The 18,289-nt window shown below is 70.3% G+C and carries 17 protein-coding genes; 9 read left to right on the top strand and 8 right to left on the bottom strand.

The features are described 5' to 3' along the window. The first annotated feature begins 112 nt into the window (after positions 1-112). The 4 genes from OG194_RS20165 to OG194_RS20150 all read left to right on the top strand — a co-directional run bounded on the left by OG194_RS20165 (position 113) and on the right by OG194_RS20150 (position 3,903). Complete coding sequence (locus OG194_RS20165; RefSeq protein ID WP_327402217.1) at positions 113-1,714, top strand: MDR family MFS transporter; 1,602 nt, start codon at positions 113-115, stop codon at positions 1,712-1,714. A 409-nt stretch (positions 1,715-2,123) separates the two neighbouring features. Next, entirely contained in the window at positions 2,124-2,615 is a 492-nt protein-coding gene (locus OG194_RS20160) for a helix-turn-helix transcriptional regulator (RefSeq protein WP_327407140.1), read from the top strand. Further along, the gene (locus tag OG194_RS20155; protein ID WP_327402216.1) at positions 2,612-3,046 is read left to right on the top strand and encodes a VOC family protein; all 435 of its coding nucleotides are present in this window, start codon (positions 2,612-2,614) and stop codon (positions 3,044-3,046) included. Before OG194_RS20160 ends, OG194_RS20155 begins: the two co-directional genes overlap by 4 nt. Further along, positions 3,043-3,903, top strand: coding sequence for a class I SAM-dependent methyltransferase (locus OG194_RS20150; protein ID WP_327402215.1), 861 nt, complete (start codon positions 3,043-3,045; stop codon positions 3,901-3,903). The genes OG194_RS20155 and OG194_RS20150 overlap by 4 nt, the downstream gene beginning before the upstream one ends. Before the next feature lie 87 nt (positions 3,904-3,990). On the opposite strand, the gene cseC is transcribed toward OG194_RS20150, so the two are convergent. The 5 genes from cseC to OG194_RS20125 form a co-directional block, all read right to left on the bottom strand. After that, a complete protein-coding gene (cseC, locus tag OG194_RS20145; protein WP_327402214.1) occupies positions 3,991-5,334 on the bottom strand; it encodes a two-component system sensor histidine kinase CseC in 1,344 nt (447 codons plus the stop codon). Between the two features lie 8 nt (positions 5,335-5,342). Beyond that, the gene (gene cseB / locus OG194_RS20140) at positions 5,343-6,050 is read right to left on the bottom strand and encodes a two-component system response regulator CseB (protein ID WP_327402213.1); all 708 of its coding nucleotides are present in this window, start codon (positions 6,048-6,050) and stop codon (positions 5,343-5,345) included. A 164-nt stretch (positions 6,051-6,214) separates the two neighbouring features. Further along, positions 6,215-6,904, bottom strand: coding sequence for a hypothetical protein (locus OG194_RS20135; protein WP_442811599.1), 690 nt, complete (start codon positions 6,902-6,904; stop codon positions 6,215-6,217). Next, entirely contained in the window at positions 6,892-7,431 is a 540-nt protein-coding gene (locus tag OG194_RS20130) for a SigE family RNA polymerase sigma factor (RefSeq protein WP_019064956.1), read from the bottom strand. Before OG194_RS20130 ends, OG194_RS20135 begins: the two co-directional genes overlap by 13 nt. Before the next feature lie 341 nt (positions 7,432-7,772). Then, a complete protein-coding gene (locus tag OG194_RS20125; RefSeq protein ID WP_327402212.1) occupies positions 7,773-8,717 on the bottom strand; it encodes an A/G-specific adenine glycosylase in 945 nt (314 codons plus the stop codon). Between the two features lie 205 nt (positions 8,718-8,922). Between OG194_RS20125 and OG194_RS20120 the strand changes: the two genes are divergently transcribed. Beyond that, positions 8,923-9,750, top strand: coding sequence for a hypothetical protein (locus OG194_RS20120; RefSeq protein WP_327402211.1), 828 nt, complete (start codon positions 8,923-8,925; stop codon positions 9,748-9,750). Positions 9,751-9,769: 19 nt separating this feature from the next. Here OG194_RS20120 and disA read toward each other — a convergent pair whose 3' ends face one another. Beyond that, entirely contained in the window at positions 9,770-10,828 is a 1,059-nt protein-coding gene (gene disA, locus OG194_RS20115) for a DNA integrity scanning diadenylate cyclase DisA (protein WP_327407138.1), read from the bottom strand. 136 nt (positions 10,829-10,964) lie between these two features. Further along, entirely contained in the window at positions 10,965-12,374 is a 1,410-nt protein-coding gene (gene radA / locus OG194_RS20110) for a DNA repair protein RadA (protein ID WP_327402210.1), read from the bottom strand. A 198-nt stretch (positions 12,375-12,572) separates the two neighbouring features. Here radA and OG194_RS20105 point away from each other — a divergent pair, with 198 nt between their 5' ends. Beyond that, positions 12,573-14,270 (top strand): BACON domain-containing protein, encoded by a 1,698-nt coding sequence (locus OG194_RS20105; RefSeq protein ID WP_327402209.1) that lies wholly within the window; start codon positions 12,573-12,575, stop codon positions 14,268-14,270. A 10-nt stretch (positions 14,271-14,280) separates the two neighbouring features. Here OG194_RS20105 and OG194_RS20100 read toward each other — a convergent pair whose 3' ends face one another. Then, complete coding sequence (locus OG194_RS20100) at positions 14,281-15,147, bottom strand: hypothetical protein (RefSeq protein WP_327402208.1); 867 nt, start codon at positions 15,145-15,147, stop codon at positions 14,281-14,283. Between the two features lie 83 nt (positions 15,148-15,230). Between OG194_RS20100 and OG194_RS20095 the strand changes: the two genes are divergently transcribed. The 3 genes from OG194_RS20095 (at position 15,231) to OG194_RS20085 (ending at position 18,189) form a co-directional block, all read left to right on the top strand. Further along, positions 15,231-16,184 (top strand): Ppx/GppA phosphatase family protein, encoded by a 954-nt coding sequence (locus OG194_RS20095; protein ID WP_327402207.1) that lies wholly within the window; start codon positions 15,231-15,233, stop codon positions 16,182-16,184. Positions 16,185-16,762: 578 nt separating this feature from the next. Next, on the top strand, positions 16,763-17,587 hold the full coding sequence (locus OG194_RS20090; protein ID WP_327402206.1) for a sugar phosphate isomerase/epimerase family protein: 825 nt from the start codon (positions 16,763-16,765) through the stop codon (positions 17,585-17,587). Continuing rightward, complete coding sequence (locus tag OG194_RS20085; protein WP_327402205.1) at positions 17,584-18,189, top strand: TetR/AcrR family transcriptional regulator; 606 nt, start codon at positions 17,584-17,586, stop codon at positions 18,187-18,189. The genes OG194_RS20090 and OG194_RS20085 overlap by 4 nt, the downstream gene beginning before the upstream one ends. Positions 18,190-18,289 lie beyond the last annotated feature (100 nt).

The following is an 18,289-nucleotide window of genomic DNA, read 5'->3' as shown; positions in this document are numbered from 1 at the left end:
CAAACTTACTTGACGCCCGGCTAGTTACGGGTCTACTTTCCCTGAGTGTAGTCAACTAGCCGGGCGGCAAGTAAGTAGCCGGACGGTAGCGGTGTCAAGGGGAGTGGGAAAGATGGCGGACACACAGACGGTCGAGGTCGGGCCAGGGGCGCCCGGGCCAGAGGTGGACGGCAAACAGCCGAAGAGCGTGCGGGTCGTCCTGCTCGCGCTGATGATCACGATGATGCTCGCGATGCTCGACAACATGATCGTGGGTACGGCCATGCCGACGATCGTCGGTGAGCTGGGCGGGCTGGAGCACCTGTCGTGGGTCGTGACCGCGTACACGCTCGCCACGGCCAGCTCGACGCCCCTGTGGGGCAAGCTCGGTGACATGTACGGGCGCAAGGGCGCCTTCATGACGTCGATCGTGATCTTCCTGGCCGGTTCCGCGCTGAGCGGTATGGCGCAGGACATGGGGCAGTTGATCGGTTTCCGGGCCATTCAGGGGCTCGGTGCCGGTGGTCTGATGGTCGGCGTCATGGCGATCATCGGCGACCTCATCCCGCCGCGTGAGCGGGGCAAGTACCAGGGCATGATGGCCGGCGTCATGGCGCTCGCGATGATCGGCGGACCGCTGGTCGGCGGCACCATCACCGACAACTGGGGCTGGCGCTGGTCCTTCTACATCAACCTCCCGCTCGGGGTCATCGCGCTGGCCGCGATCAGTGCGGTGCTGCACCTCCCGAAGAAGCGGTCGCAGGCGCGGATCGACTACCTGGGTGCCGGGCTGCTGACCGTGGGCATCACCTCGATCGTGCTCGTCACCACGTGGGGCGGTTCGCAGTACGACTGGACGTCCGCGCGGATCATGGAACTGATCGGGCTCGGTGTGGCCGCGCTCGTCGGGTTCGTGTTCTGGCAGACCAAGGCGGCCGAGCCGGTCGTACCGCTGCACATCTTCCGCAGCCGGAACTTCACGCTGATGGCGATCATCGGGTTCATCACCGGGTTCGTGATGTTCGGTGCGACGCTGTTCCTGCCGCTGTACCAGCAGTCCGTGCAGGGCGCGTCCGCTACGAACTCCGGCCTGCTGCTTCTGCCGATGCTCGGCGCGATGCTCGTGACCTCGATGGTCGCGGGGCGAGTGACCACCAACACCGGTAAATACAAGGTGTTTCCGGTCGTCGGCAGCGTGCTGATGGTCGTCGGGCTGTATCTGCTGTCGACCATGGACACCGATACGACCCGGTTCATGTCCGGTGTGTTCATGGCCGTCGTCGGGCTCGGCATGGGCTGCCTGATGCAGATCACCATGCTGGTCGCGCAGAACAGTGTGCAGATGAAGGACATGGGCGTCGCGTCCTCCACCAGCACCCTGTCCCGGACGCTCGGGTCGTCGTTCGGTGTCGCCATCATGGGCGCGCTGTTCAACAACCGGGTGCAGGACGTCATGACCGAGCGGGCGGGTGCGCTGGGGTCCAAGGTGACCGAGCAGTCCGCGACGCTCAACGCGGCGAGTCTGGCGAAGCTGCCGGCGGTGGCTCGGGAGGCGTATCAGCACGCGGTGTCTGCCGGTATCCACTCCGCGTTCCTGCTGGGGTCGGTGGTGGCTGTGGTCGCGCTGGTGGCCGCGGTGTTCGTGAAGGAGGTTCCGCTGAAGGGGGCGGGGCCGGCTGCGCCTAAGCCTGGCGAGGATGCGGTGGCGCCGGCGTCGATCGTCGAGGCCGTGTGATTCGCCGACAGTGAGCTGGAGGTCCCCCGGTTGGTGTCCGCCCCGGGGGGCCTTCTTTTTTGTGCGGGCACGCGTGCGTGCGTTGGCTGCGGGTGCTTCGTGTGTCTGCGGCGCCGTTGCCGGGGGCTCCGCCCCCGGACCCCCGTCGGCCCTGAAGGGGCCTCGTCCTCAAACGCCGGACGGGCTGATTAGTGCCGGCCTGAGTTGAGGGGTGCCGGACGGGCTGGATGGCGTCGGCCTGAGTTGAGGGATACGGGACGGGCTGGATGGCGCTGACCTGAGTTGAGGGGTGCCGGACAGGTTGGATGGCGCCGGCCTGAGTCGAGGGGTGCCGGATCCCGGAGCCGCCGGATTCAGCGGCTCGGTGTCGATGTCAGTGCCGCGTGCCACCATCGGTCGCATGGACAAAATGCGGCAGTTGCGTCTTGCCAAGGACGCCATGGATCGTGACTGGGCCGAGCCGGAGCTCGACCTGGGAGCGGTGGCCGCGCATGCCGGGTATTCGCGGTACCACTTCATCCGGGCCTTCAAGGAGGCCTACGGCGAGACGCCCGGGCAGTATCTGACGCATCGGCGGATCGAGCGGGCCGAGGAGATGCTCCGTAGCGCCGATCTCTCGGTGACGGAGATCTGCAATCTGGTCGGGTTCAGCAGCCTCGGTACGTTCTCGGCGCGGTTCAAGGCGCGGACCGGGCTGACGCCCAGTGAGTACCGAGCCAAGCATGTGGGGCGTGGGGCCGCGCTCATCCCCGGGTGCTACGCGATGCTCTGGGCCGGCGGTTTCCCCAGCGCAACTTTGAAGAAGCGTCGCGACGTCCGCCCTGCCTACGGTGATGGGCAGGAAGCCGGCTCGACATCGACCTCGGCATCAACCTCGTCCGACAGGAGTGCGGAGTCATGATCCAAGGCTTGGGCATCGCCACCGTATGGACCTTCGACCAGCAGCGCACGAAGGCCTTCTTCACCGAGAAACTCGACTTCGAGATCCGCGACGACATCTCGATGGGCGACATGCGGTGGGTCACCGTGGGCGCCAAGAACCAGCCCGGCCTCGCGCTCACGCTGATGAGCCTGGACGGTCCGGGCCTCGACCCCGAGTCCGCCGAGGCGCTGAAGAAGCTGATCAGCAAGGGGGTGCTGGGTGCCGGGGCGTTCACCACCGATGACTGCCGCGGTGATCACGCGACCTTCAAGGCGCGCGGGGTCGAGTTCCTCCAGGAGCCGACCGAGCGGCCGTACGGCATCGAGGCGATCTTCCGCGACGACAGCGGCAACTGGTACTCGCTGACCGAGCGCAGCGCCGAACTGGACTTCTCGAAGGACTTCGGATGACCCGGGAGCAGTCGGTGGCTGAGGTCGAGCCGGACCACACCGCCGTGCGGGTCGCCCTGTGGCGGGCCCTGCACGTCCAGGCCGATCCGCCGCCGCACGTCATCGAGGACGAGGTCGGGCTGCGGCTCGCGGACCCCGGGGACGACTGGCGCGAGCGTCCCGACATGGACGTCGAGGCCACACGCCGTATCCGTGCGTCGATCGTGGCCCGGGCCCGCTTCGTCGAGGACGTGGTGGAGGAGCAGGCCGGGAGGGGTGTGGAGCAGTACGTCATCCTCGGCGCCGGTCTCGACACCTTCGCCCAGCGGCGGCCCGAACTCGGCGCGAAACTCCGGGTGTTCGAGGTCGAGCAGCCCGGCACGCAGGCCTGGAAGCGGCGCCGGCTGACGGAACTGGGGTACGACGTCCCGGACTGGCTGCGGTTCGTGCCGGTCGACTTCGAGGGGGACTGGTGGGGTCAACTGGCCGCCGCCGGTCTCGACATCGGGCAGCCCGCCGTCGTGGCCGCGACCGGCGTGACCATGTACCTCACCCTGGACGCGATCACCACCATGTTCCGCCGGGTCGCCGGTCTCGCCCCGGGCTCCACCCTGGTCACCACGTTCCTACGACCCGTGGACGACGTGGAGCCGGAGCAGCGCGCGCAGTTGGAGGTGGCGGTGCGGGGAGCACGGGCCGCCGAGACACCGTTCCTGAGCTTCTTCACCCCGGAACAGATGCTGGAGCTGGGGCGGGAGTGCGGGTTCCGGGAGGTACGGCATGTGCCCGCCGCGGAGCTTGCGGAGCGGTATTTCGGGGGCCGGGTGGAGGGGGCCGCGCCGTCTCGGGGGGAGGAGGTGATGGTGGGGAGTACGTGAGGAACCTCGATCTGCTCTCGTCCCCGATCCGCTCCCGTCCCGACGGTCCCACGCCCTCACTCCAGCACACCGGTCAGCCGCCGGAGGCTACGGCAACATCGGATAACTCCCCGTACTCGTAGGCGCATGCTCCGGCAGCCACAGCACCGCCACCGCGCCCTCCGCCGGGATGTGGTCCGGTGCGCCCGCCGGCCGTACGTTGCGGAAGGTCAGGCGGGCGCCGAGGATGCGGGCCTGGCCGGCGGCGATGGTCAGGCCCAGGCCGTGGCCGTGGCCCGCGCGGTCCTTGCTGCCGGTGCGGAAACGGCTCGGGCCCTCCGCGAGGAGTTCCTCGGGGAAGCCGGGGCCGTGGTCGCGGACCCGGATGACCCGGCCCTCCACCGAGACCTCGATCGGTGGTTTGCCGTGGCGGGCCGCGTTGGCGAGGAGGTTGAACAGGACGCGTTCCAGGCGGCGCGGGTCCGTCGTCACCTCCGACTCGTGCACGACGTGCACCACCGCGTCCGGGTCCTTCGCGAGCACCCGGCGGCTCACGAAGTCGCCCAGCATGAGGTCCTGCAACTCGGCCCGCTCGGACGCCCCGTCGAGCCGGGCGACCTCCAGCACGTCCTCGACCAGCGTGCGCATCGCCTTCGCCCGGTCAAGGACCAGTTCCGTCGGGCGGCCGGGGGGCAGGAGTTCGGCCGCGGTCAGCAAGCCTGTCACCGGGGTGCGCAGTTCGTGTGCGATGTCCGCGGTGACTCGGCGTTCGGCCTCCAGCCGTTGTTGCAGCGCGTCCGTCATCGCGTCCACCGCGCGCGCGAGGTCGTCGGTCTCGTCCCGTACGACCCCGCCGATCGCGTCCCGCACCCGTACGTCCGTCTCGCCCTTGGCGACCTGGTTCGCCGCGGCCGCCGCCTTGCGCAGCCGGCGCGAGAGCTGGCCGCCGATCAGGACACCGAGCGCGCTGCCGCCGAGCACGGCCGCGATCGAGCCGATCACCAGGGCCTGGTCGAGATCCTTGAGGATGTCCGTGCTGCGATCGGTGAACCCGGTGTGCAGGGACATGACGTGACCGTCCTTGAGCGGTACGGCCGCCCAGATGTCCGGCACCCCGTGCGGCCGGTCGGTGACGTACGTCGCCCGGCGGCCCTCCTCGACCTTCACACGCAGCGCCGACGGCAGACGCGGGTCGTCGATCTTGATGCTGGGGAAGTTCGGCCTCCCGGACAGCTCGTAGTTGCGCTGTGCGATCTGGACGCGCTCGTCCGCGAGGTCGCGCGCGTTGTCCAGCATCGAGACCCGCGCCGCGTTGTGCACGACCAGGCTGAGCGCGATCGCGACCAGCGTGCCGACCAGCGCGATGGCCGCGCTGAGCTTCCATCTCAGTCCGGTACGGATGCCCGCTCTGTCCATGAACGACGGGACCCTGCGCCGTGAATTCCCCCGCATACCCCTGCTCAGGCCTTCAACTTGTAGCCGAAGCCGCGGACCGTCTCGATCCGGTCCTGGCCGATCTTCGTCCGCAGCCGCTGCACATGGACGTCCACGACCCGGGTGTCACCACCCCAGCCGTAGTCCCACACCCGCTCCAGCAGCTTGTCGCGGGACAGCACCGTGCCCGGCGCCGACGAGAACTCCAGCAGCAGCCGCATCTCGGTCGGCGTCAGCGCCACCGGCTGCCCGGCCCGGCGCACCTCCATGCCCTCGGTGTCGATCTCCAGATCCCCGAAGGTCAGCACCCCGCCGCCGACCGGGGCCGCGTCCGCGTCCGTCGTACGGTCGCTGCCGCTCGCGTGTCCGAAGCGGCGGAGCACCGCGCGGATGCGGGCTACCAGGACGGCGCCGTCGAAGGGTTTGGTGACGTAGTCGTCGGCCCCTGCTTCCAGGCCCAGCACCACGTCGATCGAGTCCGCGCGCGCCGACAGCATGATCACCGGGACCGTCGAGTCGTCCCGGATACGGCGGCACAGGCTCACCCCGTCCAGGCCCGGGACCATCACGTCCAGCAGCGCGATGTCGGGGCGGTCCGCCCGGAACGCCTCCAGGCCCGACAGCCCGTCGGGCATGGCGGTGACCACGAAGCCGTCCCGCTCCAGGGCGAGTTGGGTGGCCTCGCGGATGACGTCGTCGTCCTCGACGAACAGGACGTGGGTCTGGTCTGCCATCCCGGTGCTCTCAGTCCTCGTGTGGGTCGTTCTCAAGCATGGGACGCCTGGGACGGCGTCCGCGTTCACTGAAGCATCGGATCGGGGCGGCCGATCGGTTCACCTGCGACCGGTTCGGTTCCGAAAGAGTCGAGTCGGTTCCGATGACGTCCGTTCCGATCCGTTCAGTTCTTGCTCGGAGTGGGCGACGCGTCGCCCCCGACCGCGTTGCTGTACTCGTTGTGGGTGCTGTACTCCTGGACGAAACGGCCCGAGGTCCAGCGGTACGTGATCACGTTCTCCCCGGAGGGACTCGACACCGGGTCGCCCTTCTCGTACACCTGCTTGGTGACGACCAGATCGCCGCGGTCTATCTCCGCGTAGACCGGGGGTTCCTCGGCCTTGAACACATTCTCGTACGTCCCGCCCTTGTCGCGATACACGTACGAGCCGATCCCCACCGCATCGCCGCAGGTCATCACGTTGACGACGACGTCGTTCGCGGTGCCGCCGGTCAGCACGCCGTACGACACGTCGACCGCGTACTCGTCGGCCACGCACGGCTTCAGCTCGTGCTTGACCGCCGCCGAGACCTTCGGGTCGTCCATGACGAGCTTGACCGCGTCCACGTGGTCGTCGACGGTCGCGGAGGGCGAAGGGGACTTGGCCTCCGCCACGCCCGCCACCGAGTCGGAGTGCGCCGGGCCCTCGTCACGGGCGCCCGTGCCGCCGGTGGCGCAACCGGACACCAGAAGGGCGAGGGCGGCGAGCACGGCCAGCGCCGCGAACGCCGCCTCGAAGCTCCCGCGCACCCTGCCGGGCCCGGGGACGCTGCTCGGCCCGGGCCCAGGGGTGTCGTCGCTCAGGCCGCGCAACGCTCCCGCTCCTCACGCTCCAGCGCGCGTGCGTCCAGGTCGCGGGCCTCCAGCTCCTCCCGGAGCCGGGCGAGCGCCCGGTGCAGCGTGCTCTTGACCGTACCGGCCGACATGCCCAGGGCGGCGGCCGTCTCTTCGGTGGACATCTGCTCCCAGTGTCGCAGGACGACCACACTGCGCTGCTTCGGAGCAAGAACTTTCATGATGTCCATAAGAAGCGCCCGGTCCGCGTGCTGCTCGGTCGCGTCGTCGACGCTCGCGTCCGGCAGCTGCTCGGTGGGAACCTCTTCGAGCTTGCGGGCCCGCCACCACTCGGTCCGGGTGTTGATCATGACGCGGCGCAGGTAAGCGTCCGCGAGGCGCTTGTCCTCGATGGTCTCCCAGCGGCCGTACGTCCGTACCAGCGCCGTCTGGAGCAGGTCCTGGGCGTCGACCGGGTCCGGCACCAGCCGGCGGGCGCTGCGCAGCAGCGCGTCCTGTCGGGTGCGGACGTACTCCTCGAATTCGAGCACCTCGCCCTGCGCCATGATCAACCGCCTCCATCCCCGTTTCCGACCCGCCTGCTGCCGGTTGTCCTCTGCTGCTGTCCCGCCGGTCTGCGGTACACAAATGAAGTTACGGAGGGGTTGTCACGGCACTGTGCGGAGCAGCCTGCGGAGAGCGCTCGGCTGTCCGTCGGTTGTGTAACGGAAGTAGGTCCGGGGTAAGGGGGGTGGGTTGTTGGGGCGGTTATGGGATGTTTTGCCTGGCGGGGTGGGCGTGCGGGAGTGTTGCAGGAGCTTGGTGTGGGCTGTGGGGCGGGTCGGGGTGGGGGCTCTGTCTGTGAAGTGACCGTGCGTCAGGTCGTGACGGGCTGTGTCCGGTTGTTTCAGGCTCGGGTCGTGGGGAGTCGGTACATGCCGTCCGGGAGGGGCTCGACGAGGCCGTCGGACACCAGGCCGTCCAGTGCCCTCGCTCGCTGCACCGGCTCGTGCCACACGCGGTCGAGTTCGGACTGGGGGACTGGGGTGTGCGCTTCGCGCAGTACGGCCAGGAGCTTGCCGCGGACCTGGCGGTCCGTGCCCGCGTACGTCTGGCCCTTGCGGGCCGGGCCCTCGTGTTCCGGCTTGCCGGCGAGGTTCCAGGCGCACTGGGCGGAGATGGGGCAGCGGTGGCACGTCTCGTTCTTCGCGGTGCAGACGAGTGCGCCGAGTTCCATGGACGCGGCGGCCCAGCGGGCCGCTGTGTCGTCGTCCTGGGGGAGGAGGGCGCGGGCCAGCTTGCGTTCGGCGGCGGTCGTGGCGTTCGGGGGGTACTGGGTGCCCGTGACCGCGCGCGCGAAGACCCGGCGGACGTTCGTGTCCAGGACGGCGTGGCGCTGGCCGTAGGCGAAGGACGCGACCGCGGCCGCCGTGTACTCGCCGATGCCGGGGAGTGCGAGGAGCTGGGCGTGGTCGGTGGGGACGTCGCCGCCGTGGCGTTCCGTTATGGCGGTGGCGGCGCCGTGCAGGCGCAGCGCGCGGCGGGGGTAGCCGAGGCGGCCCCAGGCGCGGACGGCTTCGCCGGGGGCGTCCTGGGCGAGGTCGGCGGGGCGGGGCCAGCGGGCGAGCCACTGTTCGTAGACCGGGAGGACGCGGTTGACCGGGGTCTGCTGGAGCATGAACTCGCTGACCATCACGCCCCAGGGGCCGGCGTCGGGGTGGCGCCAGGGGAGGTCGCGGGCGTTGTCCTCGAACCAGTCGATGACGGGGGAGTGGAGGTGGGCGCCTCGGTTCTCTCCTCCGTCCGGCGTGGTGGCGGATGTGGTGTGCGGGGGTTTCGTGGGCGCAGTCATGGCGTTTCCGATCCTGCCACGGCCGGTGGGGGGTCGGGGCTGCGCCGTACCGCCACGACCCGCTCCCCGTTCGTCGGCGGCCGCGGGCGCGTGGTCCATCCCGGGCCATTCCAGGCGGGGTTGCCGGAATGATGATCCGGAAAAGTTGGGGCTGGGGCGGCGGGTGGGGCGAGGTAACTCGCCGATCTCTCGTACAGTTTGCGCCGTGGGATCACTGCGCAATCCGGTCGGGCCGCTTCCCTCCTCCATCTATTGGCGACGGAGGGTCCTCATGGTGTCCGTGGTCGCCTTGTTGGCGCTGCTGATCACCTGGATCGTCAACTCCGGTGGCGGGGGCGGCAAGAACGGTGCCGATGGGGCGAAGAACGGAAAGACTCCCGCTCCTACGATCACTGCCGGGCCGTCGGGATCCGGTCCCGCCATCAGTCAACACCCGGGCGGGCGCGATGACTCGGGCGGCGGAAGCGGTGGAAGCTCCGGCAGCGGTAGTGGGGACGGGTCCGGCTCCGGTGGGTCGAGTGCCGGGTCGAGTGCCGGGTCCGGTGGCAGTGACGGTGGTGGCAGTGGGGCCGGTGGTGGGTCCAACGGCGGTAGCAGTACGGGGACTACGGTGCCTGCCGACTCGACGCTTCCCAACTGCACTGCCGGCGCTGTGCAGTTGAGTCTGCGGAGTCTGCACAACTCGTACTCGCCGGATCAGACGCCGACGTTCGTGCTCACCGCCAAGAACTCCTCCGGCAGTGACTGCAAGGTCGATCTCGGGCCCAAGAGTGCCGTGTTGACCATTACGGAGGCCGGGGGCAGCGCTGATTTCTGGTCCTCGGCCGACTGCCCGAAGAGCGCCGGGAGTGTCTACTACCGGGTGTCCGCCGGGAGCAACGTCACGTACACCCTGAAGTGGGACCGCAAGCCGAGCGCGCCCGAGTGTGCCACTCCGGCCGCTGGTTCGGCCGGGGCCGGGACCTATCTGGTGGAGGCGCAGGCCTCCGGGTTCGCCAAGGCGCAGACCTCGTTCGTACTGGCCAGCGACTAGTCGGGTCTACGCGGTTGGGTTATACGTAGCGTTCCAGGATTGACGATTCCGCCAGGCGGGAGAGGCCCTCTCGGACGCTGCGGGCCCTTGCCTCGCCTACGCCGTCCACTGTCTGGAGGTCGTCGACGCTTGCCGCCAGGAGTTTCTGAAGGCCTCCGAAGTGCTCCACCAGGCGGTCGATGATCGCGCCGGGGAGGCGCGGGACCTTGGCCAGGAGGCGGAAGCCTCGGGGGGACACCGCCGAGTCGAGGGCCTCGGGGGAGCCGGTGTAGCCCAACGCGCGGGCCACGGTGGGGAGTTCGAGGAGCTCCGCGTGAGAGAGGGCGTCCAGTTCGGCCAGGGCTTCGTTCACCGTGCGGGAGCGTTTGGCCGTGGGCTCGGGGACGTAGTCGCGTACGACCAGTTCGCGTTCCGGTTCCACGCCCGCGATCAACTCCTCCAGCTGGAGGGAGAGCAGGCGGCCGTCCGTGCCGAGCTCCACGACGTATTCGGCGATCTCGGTCGCGATCAGGCGGACCATTTCCAGGCGTTGGACCACGGTTGACACGTCTCGGACCGTCACCAGGTCCTCGATCTCCAGGGCCGACAGCGTTCCCGCCACCTCGTCCAGGCGGAGTTTGTAGCGCTCCAGGGTGGCGAGGGCTTGGTTGGCGCGGGACAGGATCGCCGCCGAGTCCTCCAGTACGCGGCGTTGGCCGTCCACGTAGAGGGCGATCAGGCGCATGGACTGGGAGACGGAGACCACCGGGAAGGAGACCTGTTTGCTCACTCGGTCCGCCGTGCGGTGACGGGTGCCCGTCTCCTCGGTGGGGATGTTGGGGTCGGGGACCAGCTGGACGCCCGCTCGAAGGATCTTGGAGAGGTCCGAGGAGACGACGATGCCGCCGTCCAGCTTGCAGAGTTCTCGTAGGCGCGTGGCCGTGAACTCCACGTCCAGGATGAAACCGCCTGTGCACATCGCTTCTACGGTCTTGTCGGAACCGAGCACGATGAGGCCGCCCGTGTTGCCGCGGAGGATTCTCTCCAGGCCGTCGCGCAGGGCCGTGCCAGGGGCCGCGGCGCTCAGTGAGGCGCGCATCAGGCCATCGCCGCCGGACTTTCCGGGAGCTGACGCCCGGTCGTTGGCTGCCACTGCACTCCTCCGGTCGCAGGTTTTTCCGGTGCTCCCGTTTCGCGTACCTGGTTCGTACGGACAGGCGAGACCAGGGCAAAGTCTACCGGCGGTCCTCGGCGTCCCGTGGGGCCTCTCGCTTACGGGACCTTGGAAGGACCCGGAGAGCGTCTCCTATGTCGGCTACTTCGATGACCTTCATGCCTGCCGGGATCTTGCCCGGGTCGCTCGGAACGAGGGCGTGGGTGAAGCCTAGGCGGTGTGCTTCGGAGAGTCTGCGCTGGACGCCCGTGACCCTTCTGACCTCGCCCGCGAGGCCTACTTCGCCGATCGCCACCAGGTTCTTGGGGAGGGGGGTGTCGCTTGCGGCGGAGGCCAGGGCGAGCGCGATGGCCAGATCTGCCGCTGGTTCGGAGAGTTTCACTCCGCCCACCGTCGCGGAGTAGATGTCCCGCTTGCCCAGGGCGCTGATCCTGCCGCGCTGTTCCAGGACCGCGAGCATCATCGAGACCCGGGATGTCTCCAGGCCGGAAGTGGTGCGGCGGGGGGAGGGGATCTGGGAGTCGACCGTGAGGGCCTGGACCTCGGCCACCAAGGGGCGGCGGCCCTCCAGGGTGACGGTCAGGCAGGTGCCCGGGACCGGCTCCGCGCGGCGGGTCAGGAACAGGCCGCTCGGGTCGGCCAGGCCCGTGATGCCCTCGTCGTGCAGCTCGAAGCAGCCGACCTCGTCCGTCGTGCCGTAGCGGTTCTTGACGCCCCGTACGAGGCGCAGGCGGGCGTGGCGGTCGCCCTCGAAGGAGAGCACCACGTCGACCAGGTGCTCCAGGAGGCGGGGGCCCGCGATCGCCCCGTCCTTGGTGACGTGGCCCACGAGGAGGGTGGACATGCCGCGCTCCTTGGAGGCGCGGATCAGGGCGCCGGCCACCTCGCGGACCTGGGCCATGCCGCCGGGGGCACCGTCGATCTCCGGGGAGGCCACCGTCTGGACGGAGTCCAGGATCAGGAGGGAGGGCTTCACCGCGTCCAAGTGGCCCAGGATCGTGGCCAGATCGGTCTCGGCGGCGAGGTAGAGGTGGTCGTCGATCGCCTTGATGCGGTCGGCGCGCATCCGGACCTGGCTCGCCGACTCCTCGCCGGTGACATAGAGCGTGCGGTGCTCTTCGCTCGCCGCCTTGGCCGCCACGTCCAGGAGGAGGGTCGACTTGCCGACTCCGGGCTCGCCCGCGACGAGGACGACCGCTCCGGGGACCAGACCGCCGCCGAGCACCCGGTCCAGCTCGGGCACGCCGGTCGAGCGGGCGGTGGCCTGACGGGCGTCGACCTGGCCGATGGGCACCGCTGATGTGGTGACGCGGCCGGGTGTCGTCGTACGGACCGCGGGCGCGCCGTACTCCTCGACCGTGCCCCATGCCTGGCACTCGGAGCAGCGGCCCAGCCACTTGGCCGTCTGCCAACCGCACTCGGTGCAGCGGTAGGACGGTCGGTCCTTGGTGGTCTTCGTACGGGCAGCCATGCGTGAACCGTAACCGCCGCCACTGACAACGCGGTCGGCGGTCGGGTCGCGCCTCTTCGGTATCCGGCCACCACCCGTCAGGAACGAGCCATGCGGGTAAGGGCGCCTGTCCCCTTTTGAGGGATCGTTTCACCCGTACGGATTAAATGTACTCAAGGGGGCGGAAGGGGGCATCGCCCGCCGCCTACGGTCGCACGGGTGATGAGCAGCAGTCCGGAGACCTCGACCCGCACCACCGGCGCACACCGGGCGCATCGGGAGGCGCGTGACCGCGCTGCGGCGCGCACGCTGGCGCAGCGCCCGCCCGCGCGCTACGAGCCGTATCTGGACGGCCTGTTCACCTACTGCCTCTCCGTGCTGTGCGACCACGACGCGGCGACCGCCGCCCTGGGGGACGTGCTGGCGCTGGCCGAACGCAGGGGCGCGCGGGTGCCGGAGACGGCCGGTGACCGTCGGGCCTGGCTGTACGCGCTGGCCCGCTGGGCCTGCCTGCGCAAGCTCGCCGAGGCCAAGCAGAAACGTCAGGGCACGCACGCGGTGGGCCGTGGCGAGGTGGAGGAGCCGCCCCTCTCCGAGGAGGTGCGCGAGCAGCGGCGGCGTGAACTCGCCCTGCTCGCCTGGCCGGAGGCCGCCGGGACCACCCCGGAGCAGCGCGAGGCGCTCGAACTCGCCGTGCGGCACCGGCTCGCCGCCCACGAGGTCGCCGCCGTACTCGGCATGGACCTCGCCGGCGCACGGGAGTTGCTGGCGGCCGCGGCCTGCGAGGTGGAACGCACGCGTGCCGCCCTCGCCGTCGTCGAGACCGGGAGCTGCCCGAGCGTCGCCCGACTCACCGGTGACCATCAACTGGTGCTCAGCAGCGCCCTGCGTCGCGAACTCGTCCGGCACGTCGATGACTGCCCGCACTGCCGTCGTACCGCCGAGCGCGCGGTGCCCGGCAGTTGGCCCGGCGCGAGTGTCACGCCCGCCGAACTGCCCGTCCTGGAGGCACCCCGCGCGGACCTGCATGTCGCGATGGCGCACCTCCCACGCGCGCGTGGCGCCGCCGCACCGCGCTTCGACCGGCGCGGTTTCCCGATGGACCCGAAGGACCGCGCCGCCCGAAGGGACCGCCTACGCGCGCGTGCCGTCACGACGACCGTCGTCGCCACCGTCATCGCGGCACCCGTTCTCGCCCTGTGGGCCGCTTACCGGGGCACGCCGACGGGCGAGGGTGCCGAGGGCCGGGCCGTCACTGCGAGCGAGCAGCAGGGACCGGGCAGCCTGGAGGGCGAGGTCGCGAGCGGCGGCTACGAGAACACAGGGAACGCCAGTACCAGCCCACGGCCCGGCAAGAACGGCAAGAACGATGTCTCCGTAGAGGTCATCAGCGTCACCGGCGCCGGCCAGAAGGGCGCCGGCCACCTCGCCGTCTCGGCCGCCAACAGCAGCGACACCACCCTCATCACCCTCACCGCGTCCGGCTCGGCCCCGGTCCGCTGGTCCGCGACCACCGCCGCGCCCTGGCTCTACCTCAGCCAGTCCTCGGGAACCCTCGCCCCGGGCGAATCGTTGACGATCAAGGTGTACGTCGACCATCTGCGCGAGCCCTCCGGCCACTGGACCGCGCGCGTGGCCGTCTCACCGGCCGGAGCCATCGTGTCGATCGAGGGCTACGGCACCGCGCCCGCCCCGACCGACCCCGGCAACCCCACGCACCCCACCGACCCCGGCGACCCGCCCTCGTCGAGCCCGGACCCGACGCCCACGAGCACGGCACCGACCGACCCCACGCCGAGCGACCCGCCGCCCTCGTCCGCCGACCCGACCCCGACCCCGACCGCGACGGACTCGTCCTCCGCCGACCCGGGGGGCTCGACGCCGCCGCCCGACGACGGCGACCCGAGTTCGTCCTAGTCGCGGTCCCTCAGGCGACCGGGTCCGCGGGATGCGGTGCCAGCAGCGGGAGTTGCGAGGCCAGACGCTGCTCGCACAGCTCGACCAGACGGTCGTAGCCGGCCTTGCCCATCAGCTCGGTCAGCTCCGGGCCGTAGGACACATAGACCGGGTCGCCCGCGCCGTGCGCCGAGGTCGCCGACGTGCACCACCAGTGCAGGTCGTGGCCGCCGGAACCCCAGCCCCTGCGGTCGTACTCGCCGATCGACACCTGGAGTACGCGCGTGTCGTCCGGGCGGTCGATCCACTCGTACGTCCGCCGCACCGGCAGCTGCCAGCAGACGTCCGGCTTGGTCTCCAGGGGCTCGCGGCCCTCCTTGACGGCCAGGATGTGCAGCGAGCAGCCCGCGCCGCCGGCGAAGCCGGGGCGGTTCTGGAAGATGCACGAGCCCTGGTAGGGGCGGGTCTGGCGGTCGCCGTCCTCGTCCTTGGAGATCCAGCCGTTCGCCACGCCCTCGTCGTGGTGCTGCCAGATGTCGGGCGTGAGCCTCGCCACATGCCCGGCGACCCGTTTCTCGTCGTCCTTGTCCGAGAAGTGCGCGCCCAGGGTGCAGCATCCGTCGTCCGCGCGGCCTGCCTGGATGCCCTGGCAGCCGCTTCCGAAGATGCAGTTCCAGCGAGAGGTCAGCCATGTCAGATCGCAGCGGAACAGCTGCTCCTCGTCCGCCGGATCCGGGAACTCCACCCACGCGCGCGCGAAGTCGAGCCCCTTCTCGTCGCCTTTCAGGGCCTTCTTCGACATCTGCGACGGCTTCGGGGGCTTGGCCGACGTCACCGGCGAAGAATCGCCGGGTGATTTGGCCGCCTTGTCGGTCTTCGCCTTTTTCGTCTTTGGCACGCGTCCAGGGTAAGTCGCCCGAGGCGGCCCCAGACACCGCTCCGGGGACTGAGATAGGTGCAGGTGGCAGTAGCGTTCCGTATATGAGACTCGGTGTCCTCGACGTGGGATCGAACACGGTGCATCTGCTGGTGGTGGACGCACACCCGGGCGCGCGCCCGCTGCCCGCGCACTCGCACAAGGTGGAGCTCCGCCTTGCCCAACTCCTCGACGAGGACGGGGCGATCGGCCCCGACGGGATCGACAAACTCGTCGGCGTCGTCCAGGAGGCGCTCCAGGCAGCCGAGGACAAGGGCGTCGAGGAACTCCTCCCGTTCGCCACCTCCGCCGTCCGCGAGGCCAGCAACGCGGACGACGTCCTCGCGCGCGTGCAGACCGAGACCGGCGTCGAACTCCAGGTCCTCACCGGCGCCGAGGAGGCCCGGCTCACCTTCCTCGCCGTCCGCCGCTGGTTCGGCTGGTCAGCGGGCAAGCTGCTCGTCCTCGACATCGGCGGCGGCTCCCTGGAGATCGGGTACGGCATCGACGAGGAGCCCGACGCGGCCGTCTCGCTGCCCCTCGGCGCGGGCCGCCTCACCGCCGGCTGGCTCCCCGGCGACCCGCCGGAACCGGACGCGATAAGGGCCCTGCGCCGCCATGTGCGCGCCCAGATCGCCCGCACGGTGGGGGAGTTCAGCCGTTTCGGCGCCCCCGACCACGTCGTCGCCACGTCGAAGACCTTCAAGCAGCTCGCCCGCCTGGCGGGCGCCGCCCGCTCCGCCGACGGCCTCTACGTCCAGCGCGAGCTCAAGCGCGAGTCCCTGGAGGCGTGGGTCCCCCGCCTCGCCGGCATGACCACCGCCCAGCGCGCCGTCCTCCCCGGCGTCTCCGAGGGCCGCGCCGAACAGCTCCTGGCGGGCGCGATGGTCGCGGAGGGCGCGATGGATCTGTTCGGTGTGGAGACGCTGGAGGTCTGTCCTTGGGCGCTGCGCGAGGGTGTGATCCTGCGGCGGCTTGATCAGATGGCGTCACGGTTGGATCAGATGCCGTCGGCGTAGGCGCGGGGGTGTGGTGCACGCGTGCGTGAGCGGTGGCGGTGGCGCGTATGGGTGTTTGTCGGGGCATGCGTGCGTGGCCGTAGTGGGGGCGCGAGTGTGTAGTTGGGGTGCACGCGCGCGTGGTTACTCGCGCCGGTGCTTGAACGACACGCACCACTGACATCGGCACCGGCCGACCATCCAACTCCGACCGACTGATCGCCCAGCCCGTCCAGCACCCGCCGACTCCGGCCCGCATTGATCAGCCCGTCCGGCGTTTGAGGACGAGGCCCCTTCAGGGCCGACGGGGGTCCGGGGGCGGTGCCCTCGGCAACGGCGCCGCAGACACACGAGGCACCCGCAGACAGACGAAGCACCCGCAGACAATCGAACGCCCGCGGACGCACAAAGAAGGCCCCCCGGGGCGGACGCCGGCCGAGCCGTACTGAACGCCCGCACGGTACGGGACGTATCGAACCCGCATGAAGTATCGCCACAACGCGGCCCCGCGCCGGAGATGGCCGGTTGCCGCCTCCCGCACAGCGCGGCCACAGCAACCGGCTCCCTCGCGCAAAGCGCCGCCCCGTAGTCTGTCCTCCGTGGCAGAACCAGTCGTGCGCATCCCGGATGCGAAGGTCGCGCTGTCCACGGCGTCCGTGTATCCGGAGTCGACGGCGACGGCCTTCGAGATCGCCGCACGCCTCGGCTACGACGGCGTCGAGGTCATGGTGTGGACCGACCCGGTCAGCCAGGACATCGACGCGCTGCGCCGGCTCAGCGACCACCATCAGGTCCCGATCCTCGCCGTGCACGCGCCCTGCCTGCTCATCACGCAGCGGGTGTGGTCCACCGACCCGTGGATCAAGCTCCAGCGCGCCCAGGCGGCCGCCGAGAAGCTCGGCGCGAGCACGGTCGTGGTGCATCCGCCGTTCCGCTGGCAGCGCCAGTACGCGCGGGACTTCGTCAGCGGGATCTGGCGGATGGCGAACGAGACGGATGTGCGGTTCGCCGTAGAGAACATGTACCCGTGGCGCTACCGCGACCGCGAGATGCTCGCCTACGCCCCCGACTGGGACGTCACGCGCGAGGACTACCGGCACTTCACGATCGACCTCAGCCACACCGCGACCGCCCGCACCGACGCGACCGAGATGATCGGGCGCATGGGCGACCGTCTCGGCCATGTCCACCTCGCGGACGGCAACGGCTCCAACAAGGACGAGCACCTCGTCCCCGGCCGCGGCACCCAGCCCTGCGCCGAGCTGCTGGAACGGCTCGCGACGACCGGTTTCGACGGCCATGTCGTCATCGAGGTCAACACCCGGCGCGCCATGTCCAGCGCCGAACGCGAGGCCGATCTCGCCGAGGCGCTCGCCTTCACGCGGCTGCATCTGGCCTCGGCCGTGAAGGTGCCCCGGCGGTGACCGACGCCACCGCCAAGCGCCGGGGCCGGCCCCCTCGTACGGAGTCCGCCGACACCCGCGACCGCATCCTGGCCGCGGCCCGCGAGGAGTTCTCCGAGCGGGGGTACGAGAAGACGTCCGTGCGGGGGATCGCGAAGGCCGCCGGGGTCGACTCGGCGCTCGTGCACCACTACTTCGGTACGAAGGAGCAGGTTTTCGAGGCGGCGATCGAGGTCGCCTTCGCCCCGGCGACGAACGCGCCGGCGGCGGTGGCCGACGGGCCGCTGGACGGTGTCGGCGAGCGGCTGACCCGCTTCATCCTCGGCGTCTGGGAGAACCCCGCCACCCGTAAGCCCCTGCTGGCGGTCGTCCGTTCCGCCGTCAACAACGAAGCCGCCGCGGCCGTCTTCCGGCGGCTCGTGGTCGCCCAGGTGCTGGGCCGGGTCGCCGCCCAGCTCGACCTCCCGGACGCCGAACTGCGCGCCGAGCTGGCGGCGGCGCAGTTGGTGGGTACGGCGATGCTTCGGTACGTGATCAAGGTGGAGCCGCTCGCCTCGGCGGACGTGGAGCGGATCATCGCGCGGGTGGCGCCGGTGGTGCAGGGGCATCTGACGGGGCCGTAGCCCTGTCTTCAGTCCTGTCTTCGTGGTGAGACCTTCGTCCCGCGATGCGGACACCGTGTCCGCCCCCTGGATGACCGGCGTACGCTCGTTAGCAGCCCTA

Origin of the sequence: Streptomyces sp. NBC_01288, from assembly GCF_035982055.1 — a bacterium.
Taxonomy (GTDB): Bacteria; Actinomycetota; Actinomycetes; order Streptomycetales; family Streptomycetaceae; genus Streptomyces.
The sequence above is the reverse complement of the archived record's forward strand: the minus strand, read 5'-3'. Positions and strand labels throughout refer to the sequence as shown.